General features: G+C 32.3%; 24 protein-coding genes and 1 tRNA gene. 10 read left to right on the top strand and 15 right to left on the bottom strand.

All coding sequences use genetic code 11. From position 1 onward, the window contains the following. Nucleotides 1-27 precede the first annotated feature (27 nt). The 4 genes from Q0663_RS04695 to Q0663_RS04680 are packed head-to-tail and all read right to left on the bottom strand — an operon-like array spanning nucleotide 28 to nucleotide 7,138. A complete protein-coding gene (locus Q0663_RS04695) occupies nucleotides 28-789 on the bottom strand; it encodes a shikimate dehydrogenase (protein ID WP_299007166.1) in 762 nt (253 codons plus the stop codon). After that, entirely contained in the window at nucleotides 770-1,777 is a 1,008-nt protein-coding gene (locus Q0663_RS04690; protein WP_299007158.1) for a DUF368 domain-containing protein, read from the bottom strand. Before Q0663_RS04690 ends, Q0663_RS04695 begins: the two co-directional genes overlap by 20 nt. A 33-nt stretch (nucleotides 1,778-1,810) precedes the next feature. Next, nucleotides 1,811-2,734 carry a DUF368 domain-containing protein gene (locus Q0663_RS04685; RefSeq protein WP_299007151.1) on the bottom strand — a complete coding sequence of 308 codons (924 nt, stop codon included), beginning with the start codon at nucleotides 2,732-2,734 and terminating at the stop codon, nucleotides 1,811-1,813. 12 nt (nucleotides 2,735-2,746) lie between these two features. Further along, nucleotides 2,747-7,138 (bottom strand): translocation/assembly module TamB domain-containing protein, encoded by a 4,392-nt coding sequence (locus Q0663_RS04680; RefSeq protein WP_299007147.1) that lies wholly within the window; start codon nucleotides 7,136-7,138, stop codon nucleotides 2,747-2,749. A gap of 197 nt (nucleotides 7,139-7,335) precedes the next feature. Between Q0663_RS04680 and tsaD the strand changes: the two genes are divergently transcribed. The 5 genes from tsaD (at nucleotide 7,336) to Q0663_RS04655 (ending at nucleotide 12,572) form a co-directional block, all read left to right on the top strand. Next, entirely contained in the window at nucleotides 7,336-8,364 is a 1,029-nt protein-coding gene (tsaD, locus tag Q0663_RS04675) for a tRNA (adenosine(37)-N6)-threonylcarbamoyltransferase complex transferase subunit TsaD (RefSeq protein ID WP_299007144.1), read from the top strand. A gap of 21 nt (nucleotides 8,365-8,385) precedes the next feature. Next, entirely contained in the window at nucleotides 8,386-9,051 is a 666-nt protein-coding gene (locus Q0663_RS04670) for a M15 family metallopeptidase (RefSeq protein WP_299007141.1), read from the top strand. 67 nt (nucleotides 9,052-9,118) lie between these two features. After that, nucleotides 9,119-9,790 carry a hypothetical protein gene (locus Q0663_RS04665; protein ID WP_299007137.1) on the top strand — a complete coding sequence of 224 codons (672 nt, stop codon included), beginning with the start codon at nucleotides 9,119-9,121 and terminating at the stop codon, nucleotides 9,788-9,790. Nucleotides 9,791-9,935: 145 nt separating this feature from the next. Next, nucleotides 9,936-10,931, top strand: a complete 996-nt coding sequence (gene pdhA / locus Q0663_RS04660; RefSeq protein ID WP_299007135.1) for a pyruvate dehydrogenase (acetyl-transferring) E1 component subunit alpha — start codon at nucleotides 9,936-9,938, stop codon at nucleotides 10,929-10,931. A gap of 3 nt (nucleotides 10,932-10,934) precedes the next feature. After that, nucleotides 10,935-12,572, top strand: coding sequence for a pyruvate dehydrogenase complex dihydrolipoamide acetyltransferase (locus tag Q0663_RS04655; RefSeq protein WP_299007132.1), 1,638 nt, complete (start codon nucleotides 10,935-10,937; stop codon nucleotides 12,570-12,572). Between the two features lie 109 nt (nucleotides 12,573-12,681). Here Q0663_RS04655 and aroC read toward each other — a convergent pair whose 3' ends face one another. Then, a complete protein-coding gene (aroC, locus tag Q0663_RS04650; protein WP_299007129.1) occupies nucleotides 12,682-13,743 on the bottom strand; it encodes a chorismate synthase in 1,062 nt (353 codons plus the stop codon). Between the two features lie 294 nt (nucleotides 13,744-14,037). Here aroC and Q0663_RS04645 point away from each other — a divergent pair. Then, nucleotides 14,038-14,122, top strand: a tRNA-Ser gene (locus Q0663_RS04645). A gap of 104 nt (nucleotides 14,123-14,226) precedes the next feature. Here the strand turns inward: Q0663_RS04645 and Q0663_RS04640 are convergent. The 5 genes from Q0663_RS04640 to Q0663_RS04620 form a co-directional block, all read right to left on the bottom strand. Beyond that, on the bottom strand, nucleotides 14,227-14,805 hold the full coding sequence (locus tag Q0663_RS04640; RefSeq protein WP_299007126.1) for a phosphatase PAP2 family protein: 579 nt from the start codon (nucleotides 14,803-14,805) through the stop codon (nucleotides 14,227-14,229). 2 nt (nucleotides 14,806-14,807) lie between these two features. Beyond that, nucleotides 14,808-15,857 (bottom strand): peptidylprolyl isomerase, encoded by a 1,050-nt coding sequence (locus tag Q0663_RS04635; protein ID WP_299007122.1) that lies wholly within the window; start codon nucleotides 15,855-15,857, stop codon nucleotides 14,808-14,810. Nucleotides 15,858-15,950: 93 nt separating this feature from the next. Continuing rightward, nucleotides 15,951-16,676 carry an FKBP-type peptidyl-prolyl cis-trans isomerase gene (locus tag Q0663_RS04630; RefSeq protein WP_299007119.1) on the bottom strand — a complete coding sequence of 242 codons (726 nt, stop codon included), beginning with the start codon at nucleotides 16,674-16,676 and terminating at the stop codon, nucleotides 15,951-15,953. Then, entirely contained in the window at nucleotides 16,663-17,214 is a 552-nt protein-coding gene (gene gldI, locus Q0663_RS04625) for a gliding motility-associated peptidyl-prolyl isomerase GldI (RefSeq protein ID WP_299007117.1), read from the bottom strand. Before gldI ends, Q0663_RS04630 begins: the two co-directional genes overlap by 14 nt. Next, nucleotides 17,204-18,232 carry a bifunctional oligoribonuclease/PAP phosphatase NrnA gene (locus tag Q0663_RS04620; RefSeq protein WP_299007114.1) on the bottom strand — a complete coding sequence of 343 codons (1,029 nt, stop codon included), beginning with the start codon at nucleotides 18,230-18,232 and terminating at the stop codon, nucleotides 17,204-17,206. Before Q0663_RS04620 ends, gldI begins: the two co-directional genes overlap by 11 nt. A gap of 90 nt (nucleotides 18,233-18,322) precedes the next feature. Between Q0663_RS04620 and Q0663_RS04615 the strand changes: the two genes are divergently transcribed. Both Q0663_RS04615 and Q0663_RS04610 read left to right on the top strand, forming a co-directional pair. Continuing rightward, nucleotides 18,323-19,321: an alkaline phosphatase D family protein gene (locus Q0663_RS04615; protein ID WP_299007111.1), complete on the top strand. Its 999-nt coding sequence runs from the start codon at nucleotides 18,323-18,325 to the stop codon at nucleotides 19,319-19,321. A gap of 109 nt (nucleotides 19,322-19,430) precedes the next feature. After that, on the top strand, nucleotides 19,431-19,850 hold the full coding sequence (locus tag Q0663_RS04610; RefSeq protein WP_028892988.1) for a nucleoside-diphosphate kinase: 420 nt from the start codon (nucleotides 19,431-19,433) through the stop codon (nucleotides 19,848-19,850). Nucleotides 19,851-19,987: 137 nt separating this feature from the next. Here Q0663_RS04610 and Q0663_RS04605 read toward each other — a convergent pair whose 3' ends face one another. The 5 genes from Q0663_RS04605 to Q0663_RS04585 all read right to left on the bottom strand — a co-directional run bounded on the left by Q0663_RS04605 (nucleotide 19,988) and on the right by Q0663_RS04585 (nucleotide 22,931). Continuing rightward, the gene (locus Q0663_RS04605) at nucleotides 19,988-20,452 is read right to left on the bottom strand and encodes a hypothetical protein (RefSeq protein ID WP_299007108.1); all 465 of its coding nucleotides are present in this window, start codon (nucleotides 20,450-20,452) and stop codon (nucleotides 19,988-19,990) included. Nucleotides 20,453-20,587: 135 nt separating this feature from the next. Next, nucleotides 20,588-20,734, bottom strand: a complete 147-nt coding sequence (locus Q0663_RS04600) for a hypothetical protein (RefSeq protein WP_299007105.1) — start codon at nucleotides 20,732-20,734, stop codon at nucleotides 20,588-20,590. An 86-nt stretch (nucleotides 20,735-20,820) separates the two neighbouring features. Next, nucleotides 20,821-21,297, bottom strand: a complete 477-nt coding sequence (locus Q0663_RS04595) for an Hsp20/alpha crystallin family protein (RefSeq protein WP_299007102.1) — start codon at nucleotides 21,295-21,297, stop codon at nucleotides 20,821-20,823. 219 nt (nucleotides 21,298-21,516) lie between these two features. Further along, nucleotides 21,517-21,816: a DUF721 domain-containing protein gene (locus tag Q0663_RS04590; RefSeq protein ID WP_299007099.1), complete on the bottom strand. Its 300-nt coding sequence runs from the start codon at nucleotides 21,814-21,816 to the stop codon at nucleotides 21,517-21,519. A 35-nt stretch (nucleotides 21,817-21,851) separates the two neighbouring features. Further along, nucleotides 21,852-22,931: a DNA replication/repair protein RecF gene (locus tag Q0663_RS04585; RefSeq protein ID WP_299007096.1), complete on the bottom strand. Its 1,080-nt coding sequence runs from the start codon at nucleotides 22,929-22,931 to the stop codon at nucleotides 21,852-21,854. Between the two features lie 113 nt (nucleotides 22,932-23,044). Here Q0663_RS04585 and Q0663_RS04580 point away from each other — a divergent pair, with 113 nt between their 5' ends. Both Q0663_RS04580 and ribH read left to right on the top strand, forming a co-directional pair. Continuing rightward, nucleotides 23,045-23,827 carry a tol-pal system YbgF family protein gene (locus tag Q0663_RS04580; RefSeq protein WP_299007093.1) on the top strand — a complete coding sequence of 261 codons (783 nt, stop codon included), beginning with the start codon at nucleotides 23,045-23,047 and terminating at the stop codon, nucleotides 23,825-23,827. Next, nucleotides 23,827-24,333 carry a 6,7-dimethyl-8-ribityllumazine synthase gene (gene ribH / locus Q0663_RS04575; protein ID WP_299007090.1) on the top strand — a complete coding sequence of 169 codons (507 nt, stop codon included), beginning with the start codon at nucleotides 23,827-23,829 and terminating at the stop codon, nucleotides 24,331-24,333. The genes Q0663_RS04580 and ribH overlap by 1 nt, the downstream gene beginning before the upstream one ends. Nucleotides 24,334-24,387: the final 54 nt, after the last annotated feature.

Here is a 24,387-nt window from a genome sequence, read left to right as displayed (position 1 = left end):
GCAAATTTTATTTTCATTTTTAGGGAATTAGTCTTCATTCCATATTTTCCAAGCTTTTTCGGCTTGAAGCTCTAGCATTTCTAATCCGTTTTTTATGACTGCTCCTTTATTTTTTCCTTTTTTTAAAAAAGTGGTTTCTTCTGGGTTGTATATTAAATCGTATAGCAAATGTTTATCTGAAATAAACTCATAAGGAATATCAGGACAATTTTCCACATTCGGATGTGTACCTAACGGTGTACAATTTACAATTAGATGATATGAATTCATCATTTCTTCAGTTATATCACTATAAGAAATTTGTTTCTTACCTTCTGGTGTTCTAGAAACTTGCTTGTATTTAATTTCTAAATTTTCAAGCACATAGGTAACAGCTTTGGCTGCCCCTCCTGTTCCTAGAATCAATGCTTTTTTATGATTTTTTTTCAGTAAAGGTTTTAGTGATTTTTTAAATCCGTATACATCAGTATTATACCCTTTTAGCCTTCCTTTTTTGGAGATTTTTATAGTATTTACCGCTCCAACCTTCAATGCTTTTTTGTCAATCCTATCTAAAAAATTAAATACTTCAAGCTTATAAGGAATAGTAACATTCATTCCTTTTAACCTCTTTTTATTTTCTTTTATCTTTTGAGGAAGCTCATGTATTGATTGAATATCAAAATTGATGTACTTATGATCTTCTAAGTCTAATTTTTCAAATTTTTCAGTAAAGTATCCACGAGAAAATGAGTAAGAAATATTTCTTCCTACTAAAGCATACAAATACTTATTTTCTTTTTCTGTCATAAAAATCAATAATTAAGATTAATGAGATCCCAATAATAATGAATCCTATTGAAATCCATGTTTCTTGATTGTTAAAATTAGGAATAAATCTTTGGTAATTTTCGATGATCTTATTCCCGTTCTGATCTAACAAAAAAGAAGTTCCATCAGTTTTATATATTGTTTTTTTCCAAGGCCAAACAACCCCTAGAGACCCTGTAATAAACCCTATAATAATAGCTGTCACAATCTGATGCCATCTTTTTAACACATACCCTAACACATGTGAAATAGAAACCAATCCGAATGCTGAACCTGCTGTAAAAACTGCTATTATTTTTAGGTACCTTACTTTAACCTCGTCTTGTAACACCTCAAAATTACCCGAAACTAAGTTCGTAATTACGTTTCCTAAAACATTTACACTATCAACTAGTAACAACACATAGTTTCCTAACAATATCAAAATAAAAGATCCTGACAAGCCTGGTAATGTCATTCCTGATACACCTATAATCCCGCACACAAACACAAACCATAAATTATCATTCTCTGTTGCTGGTGTCATAAAACTAATGGAAGCACCCACTAAAGCTCCAAGAACTAACCCTAAAACAGTTTTAGGTTTCCAATCACCAAAGTCTTTTGAAATATAATAAATAGAACCTATAATCATTCCGAAAAACCATGACCAAACATATAACTCGTAATTTTTCAGAAAATAATCTAACACCAAAGAAACGCTAAAGTAACTAAACATACTCCCCGCCATTACCCACACTAAAAACTGTAAATTGGTATAATTCGAAAAGCTTTTAAACCTACCATTAAAAAGCAGTTTAAAAGCCTTACCATTTATTCTCTGAAACGTATAAATAAGCTCTTCATAAAACCCCATAACAAAGGCTACCATACCACCTGAAACCCCAGGCACTTTATTAGCACCTCCCATGATTAGGCCTTTTAAAAAAAGATAGATTTTTTGTGGTAGCGTGCGCTCTCTATACATATTATCTGATTAGAACGCTAAGGTACTTATTTTCTATTGCTTTTTTACCGCTAATTTTTCCAACATTAAAATTAGTCCAAATCCTAAGAAAGCTAACAATACTGAATACATTAACTGAGGATTTCCGTCATAAGAAAAAGGTGATATTGACAATTCATTAAACGGAACTTGTTCACCGTGCGAATTGGTACGATAGGTCAACACTTTTTTCCATGGCCAAATTTTATTTAATGAACCAACGATAAAGCCTGTTAACACGACCAACGTATAGTTTTTATAATTAGCAAACAAATATTTTAAAACTCTTGAAAAAGATAACAATCCAATAATTGCTCCAACCCCTACAACTGCTATCGTTGTTAAATCACGATTGTTTACTGCCGCTAAAACAGGTTTATACGCTCCTAAAAGCACTAATATAAAGGATCCTGAAATACCTGGTAAAATCATCGCACAAATTGCAATTGCCCCTGCTAAGAACATAAACGACATAGAAGAGTGTTCAGAAACTAACGGATTTAAAGTAGTGATGTAATATGCCACAACTGCTCCTAAAATTAGTAAAACTCCTGATAAAACGTTCCATTGTGTTACTTGTTTTGCAATATAAATAACACTTGCTAATACTAACCCGAAGAAAAAAGACCAAACTAAGATTGGATGATTCGTTAACAACCAAGATATTATTTTCGCTAACGAAACTATACTTATAAAAACCCCTATTAAAAGAGAAGCTAGAAAATTACCATTAGCTTGTTTCCATGCTGCTTTTATACCTTTCTCTTTTAGAGTTTTTAATAATTTTAGATTAATGTTACTAATAGACCCTAATAATTCTTCGTAAATCCCTGAAATGAATGCGATTGTACCTCCAGAAACTCCAGGAACAACATCAGCAGCTCCCATAGCCATTCCTTTCAATATGATTACCACGTAATCCTTAACTGTTCTACTCATAAAATTGTTTGGTTATTTTTCTTTTTTAGACTTGAAGTTGATCAGTCCTTTTTTCCTTTTTGGTTGAATACTATCTTTTAGAGTGTCTATTTTTTCCTTCTTTTTATTCAGCCCTAGTTTTCTTCCTAAGTGACGCAAGTTATTAAAATTAACTTGATAAGAAATACCTACCCCTTGCGTATATCCTTCCTCTTCGGTAGAATATTGCACTTCATTTTGACGATTAAAAACCGTACCTCTTAAGTTTCCTTCTTCATTTAACAACACCTCTACTTTTACCTCACCCACAACGCTTGTTTGTGTATTTGTTCCTACTGGTACACCAACCTTACCATTTACTAACACTCTGTCGCTTAATTGTGTAGAAACAGAAACATCTACTTGGTCATCTGAGTTAAGATTATCTACCTCACTTCTATCTCCTTGTGTATACCCTACTCCTAATTGGAACTTATTCCCATCACTATTTAACATATTTGTTAATATACTCGAGGCAATTCCTGATGCTGTTCCTGCTATTCCTGCACTTGCACTATTTCCAATTGCATCTGCATTATAGAATGTTCCAAAAGCTAGTAAGAATGAAAAATGCTGCATTTTGGTATTTAAATCATTTTCATTCAGAATAAACTCTAACTCTGAAGTCACCGTTGAATTCGCATTAGGTATTTTAATATCGAACTCTTGTGTTGAGCTAAATAAACCTCCTGTAATTTTTGTGTATAAATCGATAGGTATTTTACGGTTGGAATTGATATTATCTAACAATTGTGCTGGATTCGCCTTGGTTCGATATACTGCAGTAATATCTAATTCTGCATCATAAGGATCTCCATTCCATGAAATCGTTCCTCCTTTTTGTACTATAAATGGTTTGGTAATTCCTGCATACTTAAAGTTATAAAAACCATTATCTACCGTAAAATCTCCAAACATATTAAACTTACCTCTGGTATCTATATCTATAAATAAATTCCCTTCTCCACTACCTTTTAATTCACTTCCAGAAACTTTGTCTATTACTACTTGCGCAACAGCATCTTTCGTTACCGCTAAATTTAAGTTTAAATCTAACCCTTTAATATCTTTAATGATTCTTCCTTTGGTTTCATCTCCTTCTTCTTCTGTTTTAAATCGAATTAGCTTATAATTATCTATCGTTTTAACATCACTTAAAGGGATTACAAACAAAGTTCCTTTGTTTGTTCTACCATTTACATCAATATTCAAATTACTTGTAAGTCCTCTAATTTTAGCTTCTCCATCTAAAAAACCTGTTCCATAATATTGAGACTCTTCTTTTTCTTGTGTGTCTAATACTAATAAATTTCTTGTATTAATATCAAAGTTCAAAAACCAATCTTTAAAGTTTTGATGCGCTATACTTCCTGATAAATCTCCTTGCGTTAAGTATTTTGTGTCTTCGAGAATAATATCTTTGAAGATAAATTCTTGTGCATCTAACTCAACATATGAATTCCCTTTTAAATCAAAATCTACATTTAAATAAGGGAATGCCAATCCTGCGTTTTCAAAATTAAGCTCTCCTTGTAAATCTGGACTCCCTAAATAACCTCTCGCTGTAAAATCTCCTGTTACTTTTCCTCTTAACTTAGATAAAACGTCTTCTCCCAAAGGACTAAAAGCTGCTATATCATATTCTTTTAGGTATACTTCTAAGTCTATTATAGGTCTTTTCTTAGAAAAATCCACTCTACCTGTTGCTGAAATACTTTTAGCACTTTCATTTTCTAAAGCAAGATTAACATTATATTTTTCATAAGAGTTGTCTCCTGTAACATTTAAAGCCAAGTTTCCTTGAGGATAATCATTAATAAGAAAATCTTCTATATATAGATTTCCTTTAGGAGCTACTTTTCCTTGCTCTTGTTTATATTCCAGTTTTCCGTTTAATTTCCCATTTAATTTTAAACTATCTACAGGAGGTAAAAAGCTAGCTAATTTTACTTTATTAAAGTTGGCATGTATGTTTTTATAAGTACTATCTTTTACAACTCCCTTAAAACCTATTTGTTGTTCTCCTGATTTAAACACGAATGGACTAATAGTAAAATCGTCTTTTTTTAGGTCAAAAACTACTTTATTATTTTTATCATCATTGGGGTTCACAACCCAATCAAACCCTCTGTAGTATAAGGTTGATTTTTGAATTCCTACAACCGATTTTTGAAGTTCATCAATCGTATAAAAGAAATCTAAATTAAAACTCTCAGCATAATCTTTACCACCTTTAAAAACCGACTTAAAAAACAGCGTATCATTTTGAGTACGGTTTAATAGGTTTAATTTTTCTATGTTATAATACTTCGTATTAACCTTATTGGCTGTTAGGTGTGTATTATATAATGGGTTTTTATTGTCTAACCTTAAAACAACTCCTTCAATTATATTTTTATAAACATTTATTTCAGGTGACTCAAAAGTAAGTTTTAAGGAATTTTTATCAGAATTGATTCGTCCTTTTAATCGAGTGTTACTACCTATTGAAACACTAGGTAAAAAGATATCGATAATTTGATTGTAAATAGTAAAATCAAAATCTAAAAACTGATTAGGGGCTACTTCATGCGGACGATAGTTCGTATACACACTACCTAAAGCATTTTGCGTAATTGGTAATAGTTCTTCAAAAGAAAACTTCCCTCTTAATTCTCCTTTTACAATATCTTCAGAATTTACTTCTATTGTTTTAATACTATCTTTTACGGATGAATTTACTTCAAAACTCCTAAAAGGATAGCTCTGTTTTTGATTTGTATACACTAAGTTTTTAAACGTTGCCTTACCTACAATATCATCAAAAGTGTTTCCTGAAATATTCAAGTTGATATTTCCTTTTAACACAGCAATACTATCCCTTGTAAATAGATTTGTTTTTTTCAAATCAACTCTATCGACATTTGCTATAAAATCAAACTTATTTATTTCTGATGAAAAATCTGCCAATCCTTCAAAATTCAATTTAAAATTATCGTCCTCAGCATTTAATAATCCATCAAACTTTTTATTTTGAAATTGTCCGTTCACCAGTAAATTCTTGTATTCATAGTTATTAAAATACAAGCTAGTTACTTTTCCAATGATAATAGTATTTACATTCTCTACATTAAATCCACTTCCATTTACATCTGCTTTTAATGATACCGTTCCTAGTACAGGATCGTTTGCAAAAACCCCTAAATCAAAGTTCTTAAACTCAATTTCACCGGTGTATTCAGCATTGTCTATATTATCTATATTAGTTAATTGAAGGTCTGAGATAGCAGTTCCTATTTCAGATTTTACTGATAAAGTAGCGTCCATTTGATCAGGTGTTACTTTTACCAAACCATTCATTGTAAAATTACCTAATCGTTGAAATTCTGTTGGTAGTGTTTTACCTAGTAAATTTGGAAGCACATTCCTTAACTGATAATAATTTGCCGTAAGGTTTTCTAAATCTGCATCAAAAACAAAACCTCTATCAGTATTAAAGGAATTAACAAATCCCATATCGCCAATAATTCGCATCCCTCCTTTAGAGTGAATTCGAACATTATTTGCACTAAAATTATTAAGAACACCATTAATTCCTCCACTTACATATAAGAAATCATTTCCTCCTATTTCATTATAAAGCTTATTCAAATCTTTAACTGAGACTGTACTTTCTTGAAACTTCGCTTTAATTTTCACCTTATCATTAAAATTCACAAAGTCTTTTCTATCATAAGTGAATTTTATACCTGCTTGTAGCTTAGTGTTATTATCTGTTTCAAGTACTGTTTCAGCAAAATCCATAGATGATTTTGTGTATGTAAAATTCGTTGATAAATTAGATACATTTATCCCTCTATTCTCGGTAAAATATAAGTTTTTAATTTTTGCAGAAACATCGGGCCCTACAATAGAAAAATCTAGTAACTCTCCTCCTCCATCATACGCTGCAAATTGAAGTAATTCGTTTTTATTCTCATCCATGAGTTTAAAAGTCAGGTCTTCTAACTCGATTTTTTCACTTTTAAGAATAAAAGGAGCTGCTAAACTATCTCTAGGCTTACCATCTTCGAAACTGTCTACAAAAATAGACATGTTATCATTTTTCTCACCCTTATAGGTTTTCATATAAAAATGAACCCCCGTTAAAGACGCCTCTCCTAAATCTACTTTATTTTCTAATACTCGTTTAACATTTGATAAGGAAGTACTTAGTTTATTAACAAAAATAAGGGTATCTTTATGATGGTCTCTAATTTCAATTTCTTTTAGTTGAACCTTGCCTAACCAAGATAAATCTATTCGTTTTACAACAATATTTGTATTAAACTCTTTATTTACCCAATTTGTAGCTTGCTTTGCTATCTTGCTTTGAACAAAAGGAAGTGATAATAAAATGAAAAGCAAGAGTAGAAAAAGCAACGTGTACTTTAATATCCTACCTATTATGTTACCTACTCTTTTAATGATTTCCCCTTTTTACAATCTTAATAAACAAAAGTAATCAGCAAACTGCAAAAATGCTGCCTTATTTTAAAGAAATATTGATTTTAACGAAAATCTAACGTAATATCAATATTTTTGTGGTCTAAATCCGAAATGATTTGAGTAACAAAACTGTTTATATTTTAGGAATTGAAAGCTCTTGTGACGATACAAGTGCCTCAGTAATTTGCAACGGAAAAGTACTAAGTAATGTTGTTGCTAACCAAGAAGTACATGCTAAATACGGCGGTGTGGTTCCTGAATTAGCTTCAAGAGCACATCAACAAAACATCGTTCCTGTGGTTCAACAGGCCATTGAGCAAGCAGGTATTACAAAACATGACTTAAATGCTATTGCTTTTACTCGTGGCCCTGGGCTTATGGGTTCATTACTTGTCGGAACTTCTTTTGCTAAATCTTTAGCTTTAGGATTAAACATTCCTTTAATAGATGTAAACCATATGCAAGCGCATATTTTGGCACATTTTATTGAAGAAGAAGGTAGTCAAATTCCTCCTTTTCCTTTTGTTTGCTTAACTATTAGTGGAGGTCACACTCAAATCGTAAAAATCACCAATCATTTTGAAATGGAAATTTTAGGAGAAACGATTGATGATGCTGTTGGTGAAGCTTTTGATAAGTCTGCAAAAATATTAGGCTTACCTTACCCTGGTGGTCCTTTAATTGATAAATACGCGCAATTAGGAAACCCGAAAGCTTTCAAATTTACCAAACCGAAAGTTGGGAATTTAGAATTTAGTTTTAGTGGATTGAAAACAGGAATCTTATACTTCATTCAAAAAAACACAAAAGAAAATCCTGATTTCATTAAAGAAAATCTACACGATATTTGTGCCTCTATTCAACATACCATTATTGAAATTTTAATGGATAAACTAAAAAATACTGTAAAACAAACAGACATAAAACACATAGCTATAGCTGGAGGTGTTTCTGCTAATTCTGAAATTAGAAAACGACTAACTACAGCTCAAAAGCACTGGGGATGGACAACCTACATTCCTAAATTTGAATATACCACAGATAATGCTGCTATGATTGCTATTGCTGGATATTTAAAATACTTAAACAATGATTATTCTGATATTTCAGTAACCGCTAAAGCGCGTTTAAAAGTCACAGAATAACTCCCCTTTTACCCTCACTCTATGAAATGGATTTTAACTTTAGCTCTACTAATTACTTTAGGAGTTCACTCTCAAAATTTACCTAAAGGTTTTTCATATATTAATGATATTTCTCCCACAATACAAGCTGATTTAAGATATTGCCATAACAACAACTTTATGGGGGTTCCAGTTAATGGATACGAAGAAAATATATTGATTGCCACCACTCCTACTGCTGAAGCTTTGAAAAAAGTACAAGATGAGTTAGCTACCAAAAACTTAGGCTTAAAAATATACGATGCGTATCGCCCACAAACAGCTGTTAATCATTTTGTAAAATGGGCTCGAATAGTAAACGACACTTTAATGAAACAGCAATACTATCCAAAAATAAACAAGCGCCATCTGTTTAAAAAAGGATATATTTCTTCTAAATCTGGACATTCAAGAGGTAGTACTGTTGACCTTACCATCATCAATTTAGAAACTGGAGAAGAATTAGACATGGGAAGTCCGTATGATTTCTTCGGAATTTCATCTCATATCGCTTATGATAGTCTTTCTGATCAACAAAAAAAGAACAGACAATTACTACAAAAAGTTATGAATAAACATGGATTCAGGTCTTACAGTAAAGAATGGTGGCATTTTACTCTTAGAGGTGAACCTTTCCCTAAAACTTTTTTTGATTTCCCTGTAAAATAATTAGTTTTAACTCTTTATTAAAAGAAGCTCTTAAAAATCGGCATTATATTTGTTTAGTTTTTTTGCAATGATGAAAATTACACCAACACTCGCTATCATTTTTTTATTCAGCATAACATCTAATGTTGTTGCTCAAATGGATGGTACAACAGGCGGTAAAGAAAAAGGAAATACTTCCTTCGGAATTATTACTGCGCCTGCAAAAGAAGTTACTAAACCTAAGAGCTTAGATTTTAATAGTGATAGTGGTTTTAAAACTGCACATAACGACCTACAAAAAGAACTTGAAAAACAACGAGCTAAAAGTGAGTTTGAGAATAAAGGAATTTTAACAAGAGCTAAAATTGCCGAAGAACGACACCTAAAAGCTTTTAAACAAGTAAACGGAATGTATCAATACCCTGTTATTGATCAAGATTTAGGAAGTTTCAGAACAAAAAGTGGTAGTGTAAATATTATTTGTAGAGATTACCAATATCCTGATGGAGACAGAGTAACCATCTATATAAATGACGTACCTGTTGTAAGTAACTTAACACTTAAACAACGTTATCAGTCTTTCAACCTTCCTTTAGATGAAGGTATTAACACTATAAAAATTGTAGCTTTAAACCAAGGTACCTCTGGTCCAAACACAGCCGCATTTAAAATTTATAACGATGCAGGTATGTTAATTTCATCTAACGAGTGGAATTTAGCTACAGCTGCTAAAGCCACTATAATTGTAGCTAAAGAATAATAATTACACCTTTACACTTCTCCAAAAACCTTTCTTCAACTTTTAGTAATAACTTTTTTTAAATTACTAAAAACTACTTATTTTTGTAGCTACGTTTTGTAATAAGTAAAGCAAACAAACATTTAAATAAACAACTAAGTATATAATGAAGAAAATCACCAAAGAAACCTATATCAATTGGTATAGAGACATGCTATTTTGGAGAAAATTCGAAGATAAGCTAGCTGCAGTTTACATTCAACAAAAAGTAAGAGGTTTTTTACACTTATACAACGGTCAAGAGGCTGTTTTAGCCGGTTCATTACATGCAATGGATTTGACTAAAGATAAAATGATTACTGCTTATCGTAATCACGTTCAACCAATTGGTATGGGTGAAGATCCAAAACGTGTTATGGCTGAGTTATATGGTAAAGCTACAGGTACTTCTCATGGTATGGGTGGTTCAATGCATATTTTCTCGAAAGAATACCGTTTTTATGGTGGTCACGGAATTGTAGGAGGACAAATTCCATTAGGTGCTGGTATCGCTTTTGGAGATAAATACAAAGGTAGCGATGCTGTTACTTTATGTTATTTTGGTGATGGTGCTGCACGTCAAGGTTCTTTACATGAAACTTTTAACATGGCAATGAACTGGAAGTTACCTGTAATATTTATTGTTGAAAACAATGGATATGCTATGGGAACTTCTGTTGAAAGAACTGCAAACCACACAGATATATGGAAATTAGGTTTAGGGTACGAAATGCCTTGTGGACCAGTTGACGGTATGAACCCTATCAAAGTAGCTGAAGCTGTAGATGAAGCTATTCAAAGAGCTCGTCGTGGTGATGGTCCTACTTTCTTAGAAATGAAAACATACCGATATAGAGGTCACTCTATGTCAGATGCTCAACATTATCGTACAAAAGACGAAGTTGAAGAGTATAAAAAAATAGATCCTATCACTCAAGTTTTAGATGTCATCAAAGAAAAAGAGTACGCTACAGAAGATGAGATCAAAGCAATTGATAAAGAAGTAAAAGATATGGTTAAAGAATGTGAAAAATTCGCTGAAGATTCTCCATATCCAGAGCTTAATCAATTATATGATATGGTATATGAACAAGAAGATTATCCATTTATAAAATCTAAGTAAACTATGGCTACAATTATAAACATGCCTCGCTTAAGCGATACAATGGAAGAAGGAGTGGTAGCTTCTTGGTTAAAAAAAGTAGGTGATAAAGTTGAAGAAGGTGATATTTTAGCTGAAATCGAAACTGATAAAGCTACAATGGAATTCGAGTCTTTCCATGAAGGAACTTTATTACATATCGGAGTTCAAGAAGGCGAAACAGCTCCTGTTGATAGTTTATTAGCTATTATTGGTGAAGAAGGAGAAGATTTTTCAGCATTATTAAATGGAAACACTTCCGCTTCTGCTGAAACAAAATCAGAAGAACCTAAAACTGAAGAGCCCAAAGCAACATCTACAAATACTGCTATTCCTGAAGGAGTGAAAGTGGTAACCATGCCTCGTTTAAGTGATACAATGACTGAAGGTACCGTTGCTTCTTGGTTAAAAAAAGTAGGTGATAAAGTTGAAGAAGGTGATATTTTAGCTGAAATTGAAACTGATAAAGCTACCATGGAGTTCGAATCTTTCAATGAAGGTACTTTGTTACATATCGGTGTTCAAGAAGGTGAAAGCGCTCCTGTAGACAGCTTATTAGCTATTATTGGTGAAGCTGGTACCGATATTTCATCATTAGTAGAAGCTCACAAAGCTGGCACTCTAACTAGTGGAGAAACTTCTGAAAAACAAGAAGAAGCTCCTAAAGCTGTAGAAAATAAAACAGAAACAGTTGCTGCTCCAGTAGAGACTGTATCAAATAATAAAGGTGGACGTATTTTTGCTTCTCCTTTAGCTAAGAAAATTGCTAAAGACAAAGGAATTAATTTAGCAGATATTAAAGGTTCTGGAGAAAATGGTCGTATCATCAAAAAAGATGTTGAAAACTATACCCCAACTGCTAAAGTTGAAGCTCCAGTAGCAGCAAGCGAAAGTGTAGCGGCTACACCTTCAGCAGCAACTAATTTTGCAATTGCTGGAGAAGAAGACACTTCTGAAGTTAAGAATTCTCAAATGCGCAAAGCTATTGCTAAAGCATTAAGTAATTCTAAATTCTCTGCTCCTCACTTCTATTTAAATATAGAAGTAGATATGGATAATGCCATGACTTCTCGTAAAACAATCAACGAGATTCCTGATACTAAAATATCGTTTAACGATATGGTAGTAAAAGCATGTGCAATGGCATTAAAAAAACATCCACAAGTAAATACTACTTGGACAGATAATAACACTTTATTCCACAGTCATATTAACGTAGGTGTAGCTGTAGCTGTTGATGAAGGTTTAGTTGTACCTGTAGTAAAACATACCGACGCGTTAAGTTTAACACAAATTGGTGCTGCGGTACGTGATTTAGCAGGTAAAGCTAGAAATAAGAAAATTACTCCTGCCGAAATGCAAGGAAGTACATTTACAGTTTCTAACTTAGGAATGTTTGGTATTGAAAGTTTTACTTCAATTATCAACCAACCTAATTCAGCTATTTTATCGGTTGGAGCAATTGTACAAAAACCAGTCGTTAAAAACGGAGAAATCGTTGTAGGTAATACAATGAAATTAACCCTAGCATGTGACCACAGAACGGTTGACGGTGCTGTTGGTGCTCAGTTTTTACAAACTTTAAAAACGTATATTGAAAACCCAGTTACGATGTTAGCATAGTTTTCAATAAACAGATATAGAAAAAGCTCACCTAATGGTGAGCTTTTTTATTAAAACAAGCTTGTTAGATTGATTTGATATTTATCAACTTTAGAAGTTCAGCTTAAAATTATATTCTTCTAGTTCTGTCTAACAACCAAAAATCTGCTAATACCAAAGCTGTCAACGCCTCTACAATAGGCACCGCTCTCGGCACCACACAAGGATCGTGACGCCCTTTTCCATGAATATCGGTAGATTCTCCTTTTGAATTAATTGTTGCTTGGTTTTGCATAATGGTAGCCACAGGTTTAAACGCTACACGGAAGTAAATATCCATTCCGTTAGAAATTCCTCCTTGAATACCTCCTGACAGATTAGATTGTGTTGTTCCGTCTGGATTAAAAATATCGTTATGTTCAGAACCTTGCATTTTCGCTCCGCAAAAACCACTTCCAAACTCAAACCCTTTTACTGCATTGATAGATAACATTGCCTTCCCTAACTCAGCATGTAACTTATGAAAGATAGGTTCTCCTAAACCTACAGGTACATTTTGTGCCACACAAGTAATAGTTCCTCCAATCGTATCACCTGCTTTGCGTATTTCATTGATTTTATCAATCATAATTTCAGCAGATTGTTCATCAGGACAACGAACAATATTACTTTCTGTTTTTGAAAAATCTAACTCTTGATACGGTTTCATCATAAACACATCACCAACTGACGAGGTAAATGCATTAATATTTATATGGTTTATTAACTGTTTTGCCAACGCCCCTGCTACTACCCAATTGGCAGTTTCACGCGCAGAGGTTCTTCCTCCACCTCTATGATCTCTAATACCATATTTTTTATCGTAAGTATAATCGGCATGTGAAGGGCGATATACGTCGGTATTATGATTGTAATCTTTACTTTTCTGATTGGTATTCTTAATTACAAAACCAATAGAAGCTCCTGTAGTAACACCTTCAAAAATTCCCGATAAAAACTCAACTGTATCTGGTTCTTTACGTTGTGTTACAATTTTAGACTGACCTGGTTTACGACGGTCTAATTCATATTGAATTGCTTCAAAATCTACTTTCATTCCTGCTGGGAATCCATCAATAACACCTCCTATTGCCACTCCGTGAGATTCTCCGTAAGTAGTCACTTTTAAAATATTTCCAAACGAATTAAACATACTTAATAAATTTAAGAACGAAGGTAGAATTATTTTATAAAAAAATCTACATTTAAAAGTCTATTATTTCCTTACAAAGCTACTGTTTTACCTAACCCATCATTAGATTCAATAAAAAAACAGTATTTTTTTTCTTCTCCAAGTTAAAGCAAACTAACTGATTGCAAAAGTGTTATAATTACCTTTACTTTTTGATTGAAAAAAACTTAAAAAAAGTAGGTAAAAACTTTTTTAGAATTGAAAAAAGGTCATATATTTGCACCCGCAATCAGGGAATATCTGATGAGACGCTCAGGAGAAATGGCAGAGTGGTCGAATGCGGCGGTCTTGAAAACCGTTGACTGTAACAGGTCCGGGGGTTCGAATCCCTCTTTCTCCGCAAAACCGAAGTGAAAGCTTCGGTTTTTTTTTAGGGGATTAAAGAAAAAAAGCTTACAATTACGTAAGCTTTTTTTGATTTTAATAAGTATTTAAATTCTTATACTACTCTTGTTCTTTTACTAAACTTAATTTCTTTTCTAGGGCAGAATACCCGAAGTAAAACAATGTTCCTAATATGATTCCTGTAACATACCCTGTTGTTACATCTACAGGGAAATGCACTCCTAAATAAATACGGCTATAACCGAATATTAAAGGGAATAAAATCATTAAGTAAATCATCTTAAAATGCTTTCTTAACAATAAAATCATAAACGTTGTTACTGTGGTTGACAATGACGCGTGTCCTGACCAAAAGCTATACCCGCCAGATCTGTATTTTATTTGGCGTAAATACTCTTTTATACCCTCTGCATTGCAAGGCCTTACTCTTTCGGTAGTGTTTTTTATTAAGTTCGTAAACTGATCAGAAAAAGCTACGATAACAGCTATAAACAAGACTGTAAACAAACCTTTTTTCCATCCAAATTGCTTAAACACTAAAAAAAGCACAAAAACAAATAAAGGAGTCCAAGTAAACTGATTGGTTATTGTTATCCAAAAACCATCCCATTGCTCACTTCCTAAATTATTAAGATAAATTAAAAGCTCTTTATCTTTTTGTATAATATTTTCTATCAAAACTACTTTCCTACTTTTAAAACTTCTATTTCAAAAATTAAATCTGATTTAGGAGGAATTGGCCCCATTCTTTGGTCTCCATATCCTAAATAATGAGGAATAAACAAACGTACTTTATCTCCTTCTCTCATCGTTTTCACTCCTTCTTTCCAACCAGCTATTAACGGAAAATTTTCATCGTCAACTGTAAAAACAAAAGCTTCACCTTTATCTAAACTAGAATCTATTTTTCTTCCGTCTGTTAAATATAATGTATAATGTGCAGTGGTAGGCAAAGCTGGATTTACTTTTTTCCCATTTCCTTTTTGTAACGATAAAATTTTTAATCCTGAATTAGTAGTAATTGCATCGTTAATTCCTTGCTCTTCTTGGTATTTCTTTTTTAGCTCTTCTAATTTTTGCTTGCGCTCTACCTCCATCTTCTCTGCATTTGCTAACTCTTGCTCAAACACTAATGATGCTTCGAATTTTTTTGCATTCTCTCCTATTCTTAGAATCACTACTTTATTAATAACATCCCCTTTTTGGATAGTATCTACCACCATTTGACCTTTTAAAACACGTCCGAAAACAGAATGTCCATTATCTAACCAAGGAGTCGCTTTATGAGTAATAAAAAACTGACTAGAGTTTGTTACTGGCCTTGAGTAGTTAGCCATAGATAAAACACCTGGTCCATCATGCTTATGTAATAGCTCCCCTTCTTCATCTGTAGTAAATTCATCAGGAAAAGTATACCCTGCATCTCCACTTCCTTTACCAGTTCTATCTCCTCCTTGTATCATGAAATCTTTAATCACCCTATGAAATACAACCCCATCATAAAAAGGAGTTCCTTTTAAAGAATCGGTCATTTTAGGGTGCGTTCCTTCACTTAAAGCTACAAAATTAGCCACCGTCATAGGTACATCTTTATCAAACAATTTTACTAAAATATCACCTTGATTGGTTTGAATATCAGCATACAATCCATTTTCTAAATCAGAATATTTTGTTGTTTTACATGACGCAAACAACACCGACACGAATAGTAGAATTTTAAATAGTTTCATTAATTTATTTTTAAAAAAATTACTTTTATAAACAATTAATTAGGTTAACAACCAGTGCTAACCTAATTAATTATCAACCTTTTGAGTTTAATTTTATTTTACCTCTAATAACTCAACTTCAAAAACTAAAGCTGAAAAAGGTTTAATATGCTGCCCTCTTTGTTGTGCTCCGTAAGCTAAATCTTGAGGGATGAAAAACTTGTATTTTGCTCCTGGTTTCATTAACTGTAAACCTTCTGTCCACCCTTTAATTACTTGCCCTACTCCAAACTCACTTGGCTCCCCTCTTTCAACTGAACTATCAAAAACGGTTCCGTCAGTTAAAGTACCGTGATAATGAACCTTAACTCTAGAGCTTGCAGTAGGAGCATCACCTTCACCTTCTTTTAAAACGATGTATTGTAAGCCACTTTCAGTAGTTTGTACTCCGTCTTTAGTTTTGTTTTCTGCTAAAAACTCTTCTCCTGCTTTTTTGTTATCTCCAAACTCAACTTCTGCTTTTTTAGCTTGCTCTTCTTGCATTTCTTTCATTTTTTCTTGTTGTTTCTTTTGAAAGAATGTTCTTAAAATATTGTTGATGTCTTTTGACTCTATTAATAAGTTGGTAGAATCCATTCCGTTTTTAAAGCCTTGAACGAATAAACCTTGATCCATATCATCAAAGTTTACTTTAATTTTATTTGCCATATCTAATCCTAAAGCATAGCTTACAGAATCTACTTCTGTTGCTAATGAGCTTTTTTCTTTGAATTGACCGTTGCTACAAGATACAACTGATAAACCTACTACCGTAGCTGCTAAAATATTAGTTAATTTCATTGTCTTTTTTTGATTTTATATCGATTAGTGTTACTGTACTTTGTATTGGCTGATTAACAGCGATTTTATTTCCATCACCTGTAACTCCAAAAGCTCTATATGATGGAATTACAAATGTAATAGTTTCTCCTTTTTTCATCAACTTTACTCCTTCTTGTAATGCAGGAATAAAATCTTCTTTATCTACTTTATAAGTTTTTTCTCTTCTTTCATAAATAAGTCCGTTGCTCATATCTGAAATACTATATGATAATAAAACTACATCTTCTGGTTTAGGACTACTTAACCCTAAGGTATCTTTTGTAAGATAAGTATACCAAAAACCATGAGGTGAAGTTTTATACTCTGCAATTGTATCTTGAGAAATCCATTTTTCTAAACGCTCTTTTTCCAAAGCGTTTAATTTTTTATTCTCTTCAAGAACTTCATCATAAAAATTTGTTGTACCGTGTTGCTTAGGTCTTCTTGCTTCAGGTTTTTCACACGAAACCACCACCAATAAAGTTATAAGAATAAAAAGTATTGTTTTATGCTTCATACGAATTTTGTAGTTCTTGTTGATACGAAGTTAATAACGTTTTAAATCTTGCTATCGTATCTTCCATACTTTCATCACTTCTTCCACCTGCAGCATTGTCATGCCCTCCTCCATTAAAGTAGTTACGAGCAAACTGATTTACTGAAAAATTCCCTTTAGATCTGAAAGATATTTTTATAATTCCTTGCTCTTCATCCTCTATAAAAATAGCTGCAAAAACAATCCCTTTCAAAGATAGTGCATAATTCACAACTCCTTCCGTATCTCCTTTTTCGTAATTAAACCTTCTCTTTTCCTCCTCCGTTAGTGTTATAAATGCTGTTTTATATTCTGGCAACACCTTCATATTACTCAAAGCTTGCCCTAACAACAACAACCTATCGTACGAGTTCGAATCTTGCACATTGCTGTGAATTCTATCATTTTCAGCTCCTTTATCTATTAAATGAGCTATGATTCTGTGGGTTGTACTCGTTGTAGAACGAAAACGAAAAGAACCAGTATCCGTCATAATACCCGTATACAAACAAGTAGCAATATTTTTATCTATCAACTCAACATCATCCATCATTTCTATGAAATTATAGACCATTTGACAAGTAGAAGACATTGAAGTATCTGAATACATGTACATAAATTCATCTGGTTGTTGATGATGATCTATCAATGCAAATTCATTTTCATATTGCTCTAAAGTATTTTGCATATCATCTCCAACTCTATGCAAAGCATTAAAATCTAATAAAAAAACGATCTCTGATTTTGCTAAAGCTTTTACAGATTGCTTGTTTTGTCTATCAAAACGCTTAACTGTTTCTGAACCCGGAACCCAATGTAAAAAATCAGGATATTCATTTGGCATCAACACTTGAGTAGTATGCCCTTTTTTATCCAAATAGTGTTTTAACCCTAAGGTTGAGCCAATTGCATCTCCATCAGGATTTCTATGTCCTATAATCACAATATTTCTTGGTTGTGATAAAAATTGCTTTAGTTCTGTAAAGTGCTTTAAAATCATAAGTGGCGAAGATACAAATTAATGTTTTACTAACCTTTTTAAGCTTTTCTTTTTGTTTCTTCGCATAAAAATTAAATCATCATAACATTTATGAAATCTATAATTTCTTTTGTACTCTTAGTTACTTTTTCTATCACCTCATTTGGACAAGAAAATTTCACCATTGCTTTTGGATCGTGCAACAACCAAAAACTTGACAATCCTTTTTGGCAAGATATCGTTTCATTACAACCAGATGTATGGATTTGGGGAGGTGATAATATTTATGCCGACACCAACAATATGCGTAAAATGAAACGCATGTATAAAACTCAAAAAAACATAAAAGGCTACAAAGAATTAAGCTCTACAACTCCTATACTTGCTACTTGGGATGATCATGATTATGGTAAAAACGATGCTGGAGTAGAATTTGTGATGAAAGATGAAAGTCAGCAGTTATTTTTAGATTTTTTAGATGTACCGAAAGACTCTCCAAGAAGAAAACAAAAAGGTGTGTATCACTCAAAAACATTTAACACCAAAAATGGAGATGTTAAAGTAATTGTTCTTGACACACGCTACTTCAGAACTGCTTTAACTAAGGGAACTAACGGACAACGTTTTCAACCAAACAGTTATAACGAAGGTACTGTTTTAGGTGATACTCAGTGGAAATGGCTTACAGACGAACTTACCAACTCTACCGCTACTTTCACAGTAGTTGTAAGCAGTATTCAAATACTATCAAAAGAACACGGTTTTGAAAAATGGGGTAACTTCCCTCATGAAGTAGATAAGTTATTCAACTTAATTAAAGAAGCTAAAAATACGAGTGTAATTCTTCTTTCAGGAGATAGACATATTTCTGAATTCTCTAAAACAACTGTCGAAGGATTAAAATACCCAGTTATTGATTTCACTTCAAGTGGGTTAACACATGCGTATTCTTCTTTTACTTCTGAAAAAAATGACTACCGAATTGGAAAAGTTGTAAACTCTTTAAGCTATGGTACGTTACTTTTAGATTTAAAAACTAAAAAAGCCACCTTACAAATGCGTGGTAAAGATGGAGCTATCTTACAAGAAATCAACGAAATATACCCTTAACTTGTAGATAACATTAAAAAGTGTATTTTTGCGCCGATTTACACAAAGTTTGTGTAAACAACAACAATTAAGGAATTTATCATTTTATTGATAATTATTACATTTAATAATGGCAACAAATAGAACTTTTACAATGATTAAACCAGATGCTGTTGAAAACGGACACACTGGTGCAATTTTAGAAAAAATTAACGCTGCAGGATTTAGAATCGTAGCTATGAAAAAAACTCAAATGACTAAGCGTGATGCTGAAACTTTTTATGGAGTACACAGCGAGCGTCCTTTCTTTGGTGAATTAGTTGAGTTTATGACTCGCGGACCAATCATCGCTGCGATCTTAGAGAAAGACAACGCTGTTGAAGATTTTAGAACTTTAATTGGTGCTACTAACCCTGCTGAAGCTGCTGAAGGAACTATCCGTCAATTATACGCTACTTCTATTGGTGAAAATGCAGTACACGGTTCTGATTCTGATGAGAATGCAGCTATCGAAGGTGCTTTCCACTTTTCAGGAAGAGAAATGTTTTAATCTTTAATTTAGGTTACTAAATTTATAGATATTATAAAAGCTCGCTACAGTTTTGTAGCGAGTTTTTTTATAAATCTTTCTCTAATTATTTTCCCTTTACTAAGCAAAATGCATCCTTTTAGCTAATTTAAACTAGCTTATTTAGGGTTTATAAATTCAGACTGATATTTTTCTAAAAACTTCTTCTGCCTATCTTCCATTTGTTTTATTATTTTATCTATCTCCATAAACTCTCTACCAAAATTACTTTTAAAAAAGTCATTACTAAAATAATGTTTACTAAAAAGAGAGTCTTCAGAAAAGACATCTTCAAATCCTTGCTTTTGAAATTCTGAAAAGTTTGTAAAAAATTTAGATTTAAATGATTTTAACAAACTATCTCTGTCAATAGAAGAAAGATTTGTTTCATTGTTGTTAAGTGACCAGGTATAAATACTGTCATACCGTATCAAGTTTCCATTTTCATCAAACTCTTTATCAACTTTCCAACTTCCTTTAGGTTGTTTTTCTATACGCTCAACACTTTCTTTTTGTCTGTGTTTTTGACCATTGCAACTAATAGTTAACAAAGCCAAGACCATACATAACATATACTTTCTCATCATTTTTATTTTTTGTTAAACAATTCGTAAACTTAATAAGGTTAATTAAACTTCTACACCTTATATAAACCTCCTGTTTCTGGTGACTTCACTAAATTGTTTTGATGAAATATTTTTGATTTTCGTTCACCTTCTTTATACCAAACACTCTAAATAAGTATCATTATTATTCACCCCTAATAAGGCATCCTTCTTTAGGATGTATTTGAGCACTTCCATCTTTGGAGTTTTATTACTACCTTTTAATCTCACCCAATCTCCTGATTTAAATTTTCTAGGCATATGATTGTATTTTAAATTAATAGGAAAATATTTATAAAGAAGGCTGTTAATTCAGCCTCCTTACCTCCTTTAAGGATAAAAAAACATTATGAAATTTTAATTGTTCTTGCTGGTTTTTGTTTTGCTTCATCTTTTTTAGGTAAAAAGATGTTTAAGATACCATCCTTGTAGCTAGCATTAATCTTATCATCATTCACGCTTTCTGGTAGCGTAAATGTTCTTTTAAACGAAGAATATCCAAACTCTCTACGAGTATAGTTTTCTTGTTTTTCTTCATTTGTTTCTTTTATTTCTGTGCTAATAGATAATATTTGATTATCAATATTTATATGAAAATCAGATTTACTTAAACCAGGAACAGCCATTTCTACAATATAACTATCTGCTGTTTCTTTAATGTTTACTTTAGGTAAAGTAATACCTGTATTAAAGTTTGATGTAAACACAGCTGGAAGATCTCTATTAAACACATCATCTAGCCAACTAGACAAGTTAGGGAAGTTTACGTTTGAATTAGTGCTTGTTAAACTTCCGTTTTTAGGAACATTAATTAAACTGCTCATAATTACAAAATTTTAATTAAACATTATTTCAAATATGAAACCTTAAGTGATTTCAATCACCTATTTTGCAAATAATGAGCCAAAATAAAAAACGAGACAACTTCTTTTATTAACTTTTAATTTTCTTTAACATTCGACTGTTATTTTTACAGCCACCTATTATTTTTTTATTAAAAAAAGGTCATTTTGTCATTTTTAAAACAAACCAAAAAACTTCTTTTAAACCAACATCAGTTTTTTAACAAGTTCTTCTCCCATTTCTTCGTTAATCATACGGACAATCTTGTCTTTTCCGTAACTTAACTCTTCTCGCAATACTGAAGAAGATAAACGAACAATTAAGGTTCCGTTTTGTAGTTTTACTTCACTGGTATACGAAGCTACTCCTGCACCCATCAATTTTTCCCAAGCTTCGTCAATGTGAATTTTTTGAAATCCTTTTTTCAATTTATTATTCTCTTGAATAAAGCTCCCCATTAAATCTTTGATTGAAAAACTATCGTTTTCTCTTTTAGCCATTTATTCTACTTTGTGCCTTGCTCATAGCAACGCTATTATAATTTAAAAATCTGATATTCTTGATTACTCTTTTTTATCACTTCCTCTGTTCTATCAGCATGCGTATCTGTGATAAAAATTTGTCCAAACTCATCACTATTCACTAAATCAACAATTTGAGCAACACGATTTTCATCTAACTTATCAAAAATATCATCTAATAACAAAATTGGAGTTACGTTTGATTGTTTTTTTATAAATTCAAACTGCGCTAATTTTAATGCTATTAAATACGATTTTTGTTGTCCTTGCGAACCAAATTTTTTAATCGGATGTTCCTCTATCTCAAAATTTAAATCATCCTTATGAATTCCAACAGATGTATACTGCAGCATCTTGTCTTTCTCTAAGTTTTGTTGCAACAAAACTTCTAAAGACACCTCGTGCAACTGACTTTTATAACGTAAATTTACCTCTTCGTTTGCTCCAGAAATAATTTTATGCTTATCGTTAAAAATAGGCACAAACTCTTCTAAAAAAGCTTTTCTTTTGTTATAAATAACCGTTCCATACTCAATTAGCTGCTCATCGTATACTTTTAAATTCAGAGCATCAAATGTTCTATTTGCTGCGAAATACTTTAACAGGGCATTTCGTTGACTTACAATCTTTGTGTACGAGATTAAAGCTTGTAAATACTGTTTGTCTTGTTGCGAAATTACTCCATCAATAAATTTACGACGCGTTTCGCTTCCTTCAACAATTAAATCTCTATCTGCAGGAGAAATGATTACCAGCGGTAACTGCCCTATGTGTTCAGAAAATTTTTCATAAGTTTTTCCATTGCGTTTCAATACTTTTTTCTGACCTCTTTTCAAGGAGCAAATAATTTTTTCTTGTCGGTCGTTTAACAAATAATCTCCTTCAATCATAAAAAATTCTTGACCGTGTCGGATATTCTGTCCAGCAATCGAATTGAAGTAACTTTTGGCAAATGACAGGTAATAAATTGCATCTAACACATTGGTTTTTCCAATACCGTTATTTCCTACAAAACAGTTAATTTTCTTTTGAAAATCAAAAGTTTGCGATTCAATATTCTTAAAGTTTACCAAAGATAGTTTTTGCAAATACATGAATAAGCCTTATTACTGAAAGAAAGCGCAAATTATCGAAAATTTACGAAAAAACGACTTTTAAAATCCAATTAAAAAAACTATTTTTGTCGCCACTAATTTTTTAAGCAACTATGGCTACATACAAGAAAAGAGGTTATAAACCTAAGAAAGAAAAGGTTACACAAGAAGTAGAAGAAACATTTGATGAAACGCAAAGTACTACCGCTGAAGTATTTAATACTTTAGACGAAACTGCAAACAAATCAGAGGAATGGATTGAGAAAAACAGCAAGCCATTATTTTACGGATTGGTAGCTATTGCAGCTTTAATTTTAGTGTACTTAGCTTATAATAAATTTATTGCTGAACCTACACAACAAGAAGCTTCAAATGAATTAGCGTACCCTCGTACATTCTTCGATAAAGCAAATACTTCTGCAGGTGCTATTGCAGATTCTTTATACACATTAGGTTTAGAAGGTGGTGATGGTAAATACGGTTTTATTGATATTGCTGATCAATTTAGCGGTACAAATGCAGGTAACTTAGCAAACTATTATGCTGGTATTTCTTACTTAAAAATGAAAAAGTATGAAGAAGCTATTGACTATTTAAGTAGCTTTAAATCTGACGACGAATTATTAGGTCCTACTGCTTTAGGTGCTATTGGTGATGCTTTTGCAGACATTAACCAACCAAAAGAAGCTTTAGATTACTACCAACAAGCAGCCAACAAAAAAGACAATCAATTTACAACTCCTTTATTCTTATTCAAAGCAGCTCAAATTGCTATGGATTTAAAAGAGTACAGTAAAGCTGAAAAATTATACACAACCATTAAAGAAAAATACGCTGATTCTGATCAAGGAAGAGATATTGAAAAATATATCAACAGCGCAAAATACGCTCAGTAATGGCAACAACAAATTTATCTTATTACGATAAAGCTTCAATCCCAAATGCGAAATCTTTTCGATTTGGGATTGTTGTTTCAGAATGGAATCCTGAAATCACTCAAAACCTTCATAAAGGTGCTATTGAAACTTTAGTAGATTGTGGTGCTGAACAAGAAAATATTATTTCTTGGGACGTTCCTGGTAGTTTTGAATTGGTGTACGGATGCAAAAAAATGATTGAAACTCAAAAATTAGATGCTATTATCGCAATTGGAAACGTTATCCAAGGTGAAACAAAGCATTTCGATTTTGTATGCGAAGGGGTAACACAAGGAATTGTAGATTTAAACATAAAGTACGATGTTCCTGTAATTTTCTGTGTGTTGACTGACAACACCAAGCAACAATCACTTGATCGTTCTGGTGGAAAATTAGGAAACAAAGGAATTGAATGCGCTGTAGCTGCTATTAAAATGGCTGCTATTAAAAGCCAAGAGCGCACATCTAACTCATTAGGGTTTTAATTTCTTAAAAAAAGAGAATAAAAAGCGAGAAATCTTTTTAAGATTTCTCGCTTT

Source organism: uncultured Tenacibaculum sp., from assembly GCF_947504135.1.
In the GTDB taxonomy this organism is placed as follows: domain Bacteria; phylum Bacteroidota; class Bacteroidia; order Flavobacteriales; family Flavobacteriaceae; genus Polaribacter.
The sequence above is the reverse complement of the archived record's forward strand: the minus strand, read 5'-3'. Positions and strand labels throughout refer to the sequence as shown.

Bases quoted from the DNA above. Each gene is read 5' to 3' on its own strand.
- ribH (WP_299007090.1), top strand. From the start codon at position 23,827: ATGGCAACAACAAATTTATCTTATTACGATAAAGCTTCAATCCCAAAT.
- Q0663_RS04585 (WP_299007096.1), bottom strand. From the start codon at position 22,931: ATGTATTTGCAAAAACTATCTTTGGTAAACTTTAAGAATATTGAATCG.
- Q0663_RS04600 (WP_299007105.1), bottom strand. From the start codon at position 20,734: ATGCCTAGAAAATTTAAATCAGGAGATTGGGTGAGATTAAAAGGTAGT.
- Q0663_RS04615 (WP_299007111.1), top strand. From the start codon at position 18,323: ATGAAATCTATAATTTCTTTTGTACTCTTAGTTACTTTTTCTATCACC.
- Q0663_RS04635 (WP_299007122.1), bottom strand. From the start codon at position 15,857: ATGAAACTATTTAAAATTCTACTATTCGTGTCGGTGTTGTTTGCGTCA.
- Q0663_RS04580 (WP_299007093.1), top strand. From the start codon at position 23,045: ATGGCTACATACAAGAAAAGAGGTTATAAACCTAAGAAAGAAAAGGTT.
- Q0663_RS04590 (WP_299007099.1), bottom strand. From the start codon at position 21,816: ATGGCTAAAAGAGAAAACGATAGTTTTTCAATCAAAGATTTAATGGGG.
- Q0663_RS04670 (WP_299007141.1), top strand. From the start codon at position 8,386: ATGAAATGGATTTTAACTTTAGCTCTACTAATTACTTTAGGAGTTCAC.
- Q0663_RS04610 (WP_028892988.1), top strand. From the start codon at position 19,431: ATGGCAACAAATAGAACTTTTACAATGATTAAACCAGATGCTGTTGAA.
- Q0663_RS04655 (WP_299007132.1), top strand. From the start codon at position 10,935: ATGGCTACAATTATAAACATGCCTCGCTTAAGCGATACAATGGAAGAA.
- Q0663_RS04605 (WP_299007108.1), bottom strand. From the start codon at position 20,452: ATGAGAAAGTATATGTTATGTATGGTCTTGGCTTTGTTAACTATTAGT.
- gldI (WP_299007117.1), bottom strand. From the start codon at position 17,214: ATGAAGCATAAAACAATACTTTTTATTCTTATAACTTTATTGGTGGTG.
- Q0663_RS04665 (WP_299007137.1), top strand. From the start codon at position 9,119: ATGATGAAAATTACACCAACACTCGCTATCATTTTTTTATTCAGCATA.
- pdhA (WP_299007135.1), top strand. From the start codon at position 9,936: ATGAAGAAAATCACCAAAGAAACCTATATCAATTGGTATAGAGACATG.
- Q0663_RS04630 (WP_299007119.1), bottom strand. From the start codon at position 16,676: ATGAAATTAACTAATATTTTAGCAGCTACGGTAGTAGGTTTATCAGTT.
- Q0663_RS04695 (WP_299007166.1), bottom strand. From the start codon at position 789: ATGACAGAAAAAGAAAATAAGTATTTGTATGCTTTAGTAGGAAGAAAT.
- Q0663_RS04690 (WP_299007158.1), bottom strand. From the start codon at position 1,777: ATGTATAGAGAGCGCACGCTACCACAAAAAATCTATCTTTTTTTAAAA.
- Q0663_RS04595 (WP_299007102.1), bottom strand. From the start codon at position 21,297: ATGAGCAGTTTAATTAATGTTCCTAAAAACGGAAGTTTAACAAGCACT.
- Q0663_RS04620 (WP_299007114.1), bottom strand. From the start codon at position 18,232: ATGATTTTAAAGCACTTTACAGAACTAAAGCAATTTTTATCACAACCA.
- aroC (WP_299007129.1), bottom strand. From the start codon at position 13,743: ATGTTTAATTCGTTTGGAAATATTTTAAAAGTGACTACTTACGGAGAA.
- Q0663_RS04685 (WP_299007151.1), bottom strand. From the start codon at position 2,734: ATGAGTAGAACAGTTAAGGATTACGTGGTAATCATATTGAAAGGAATG.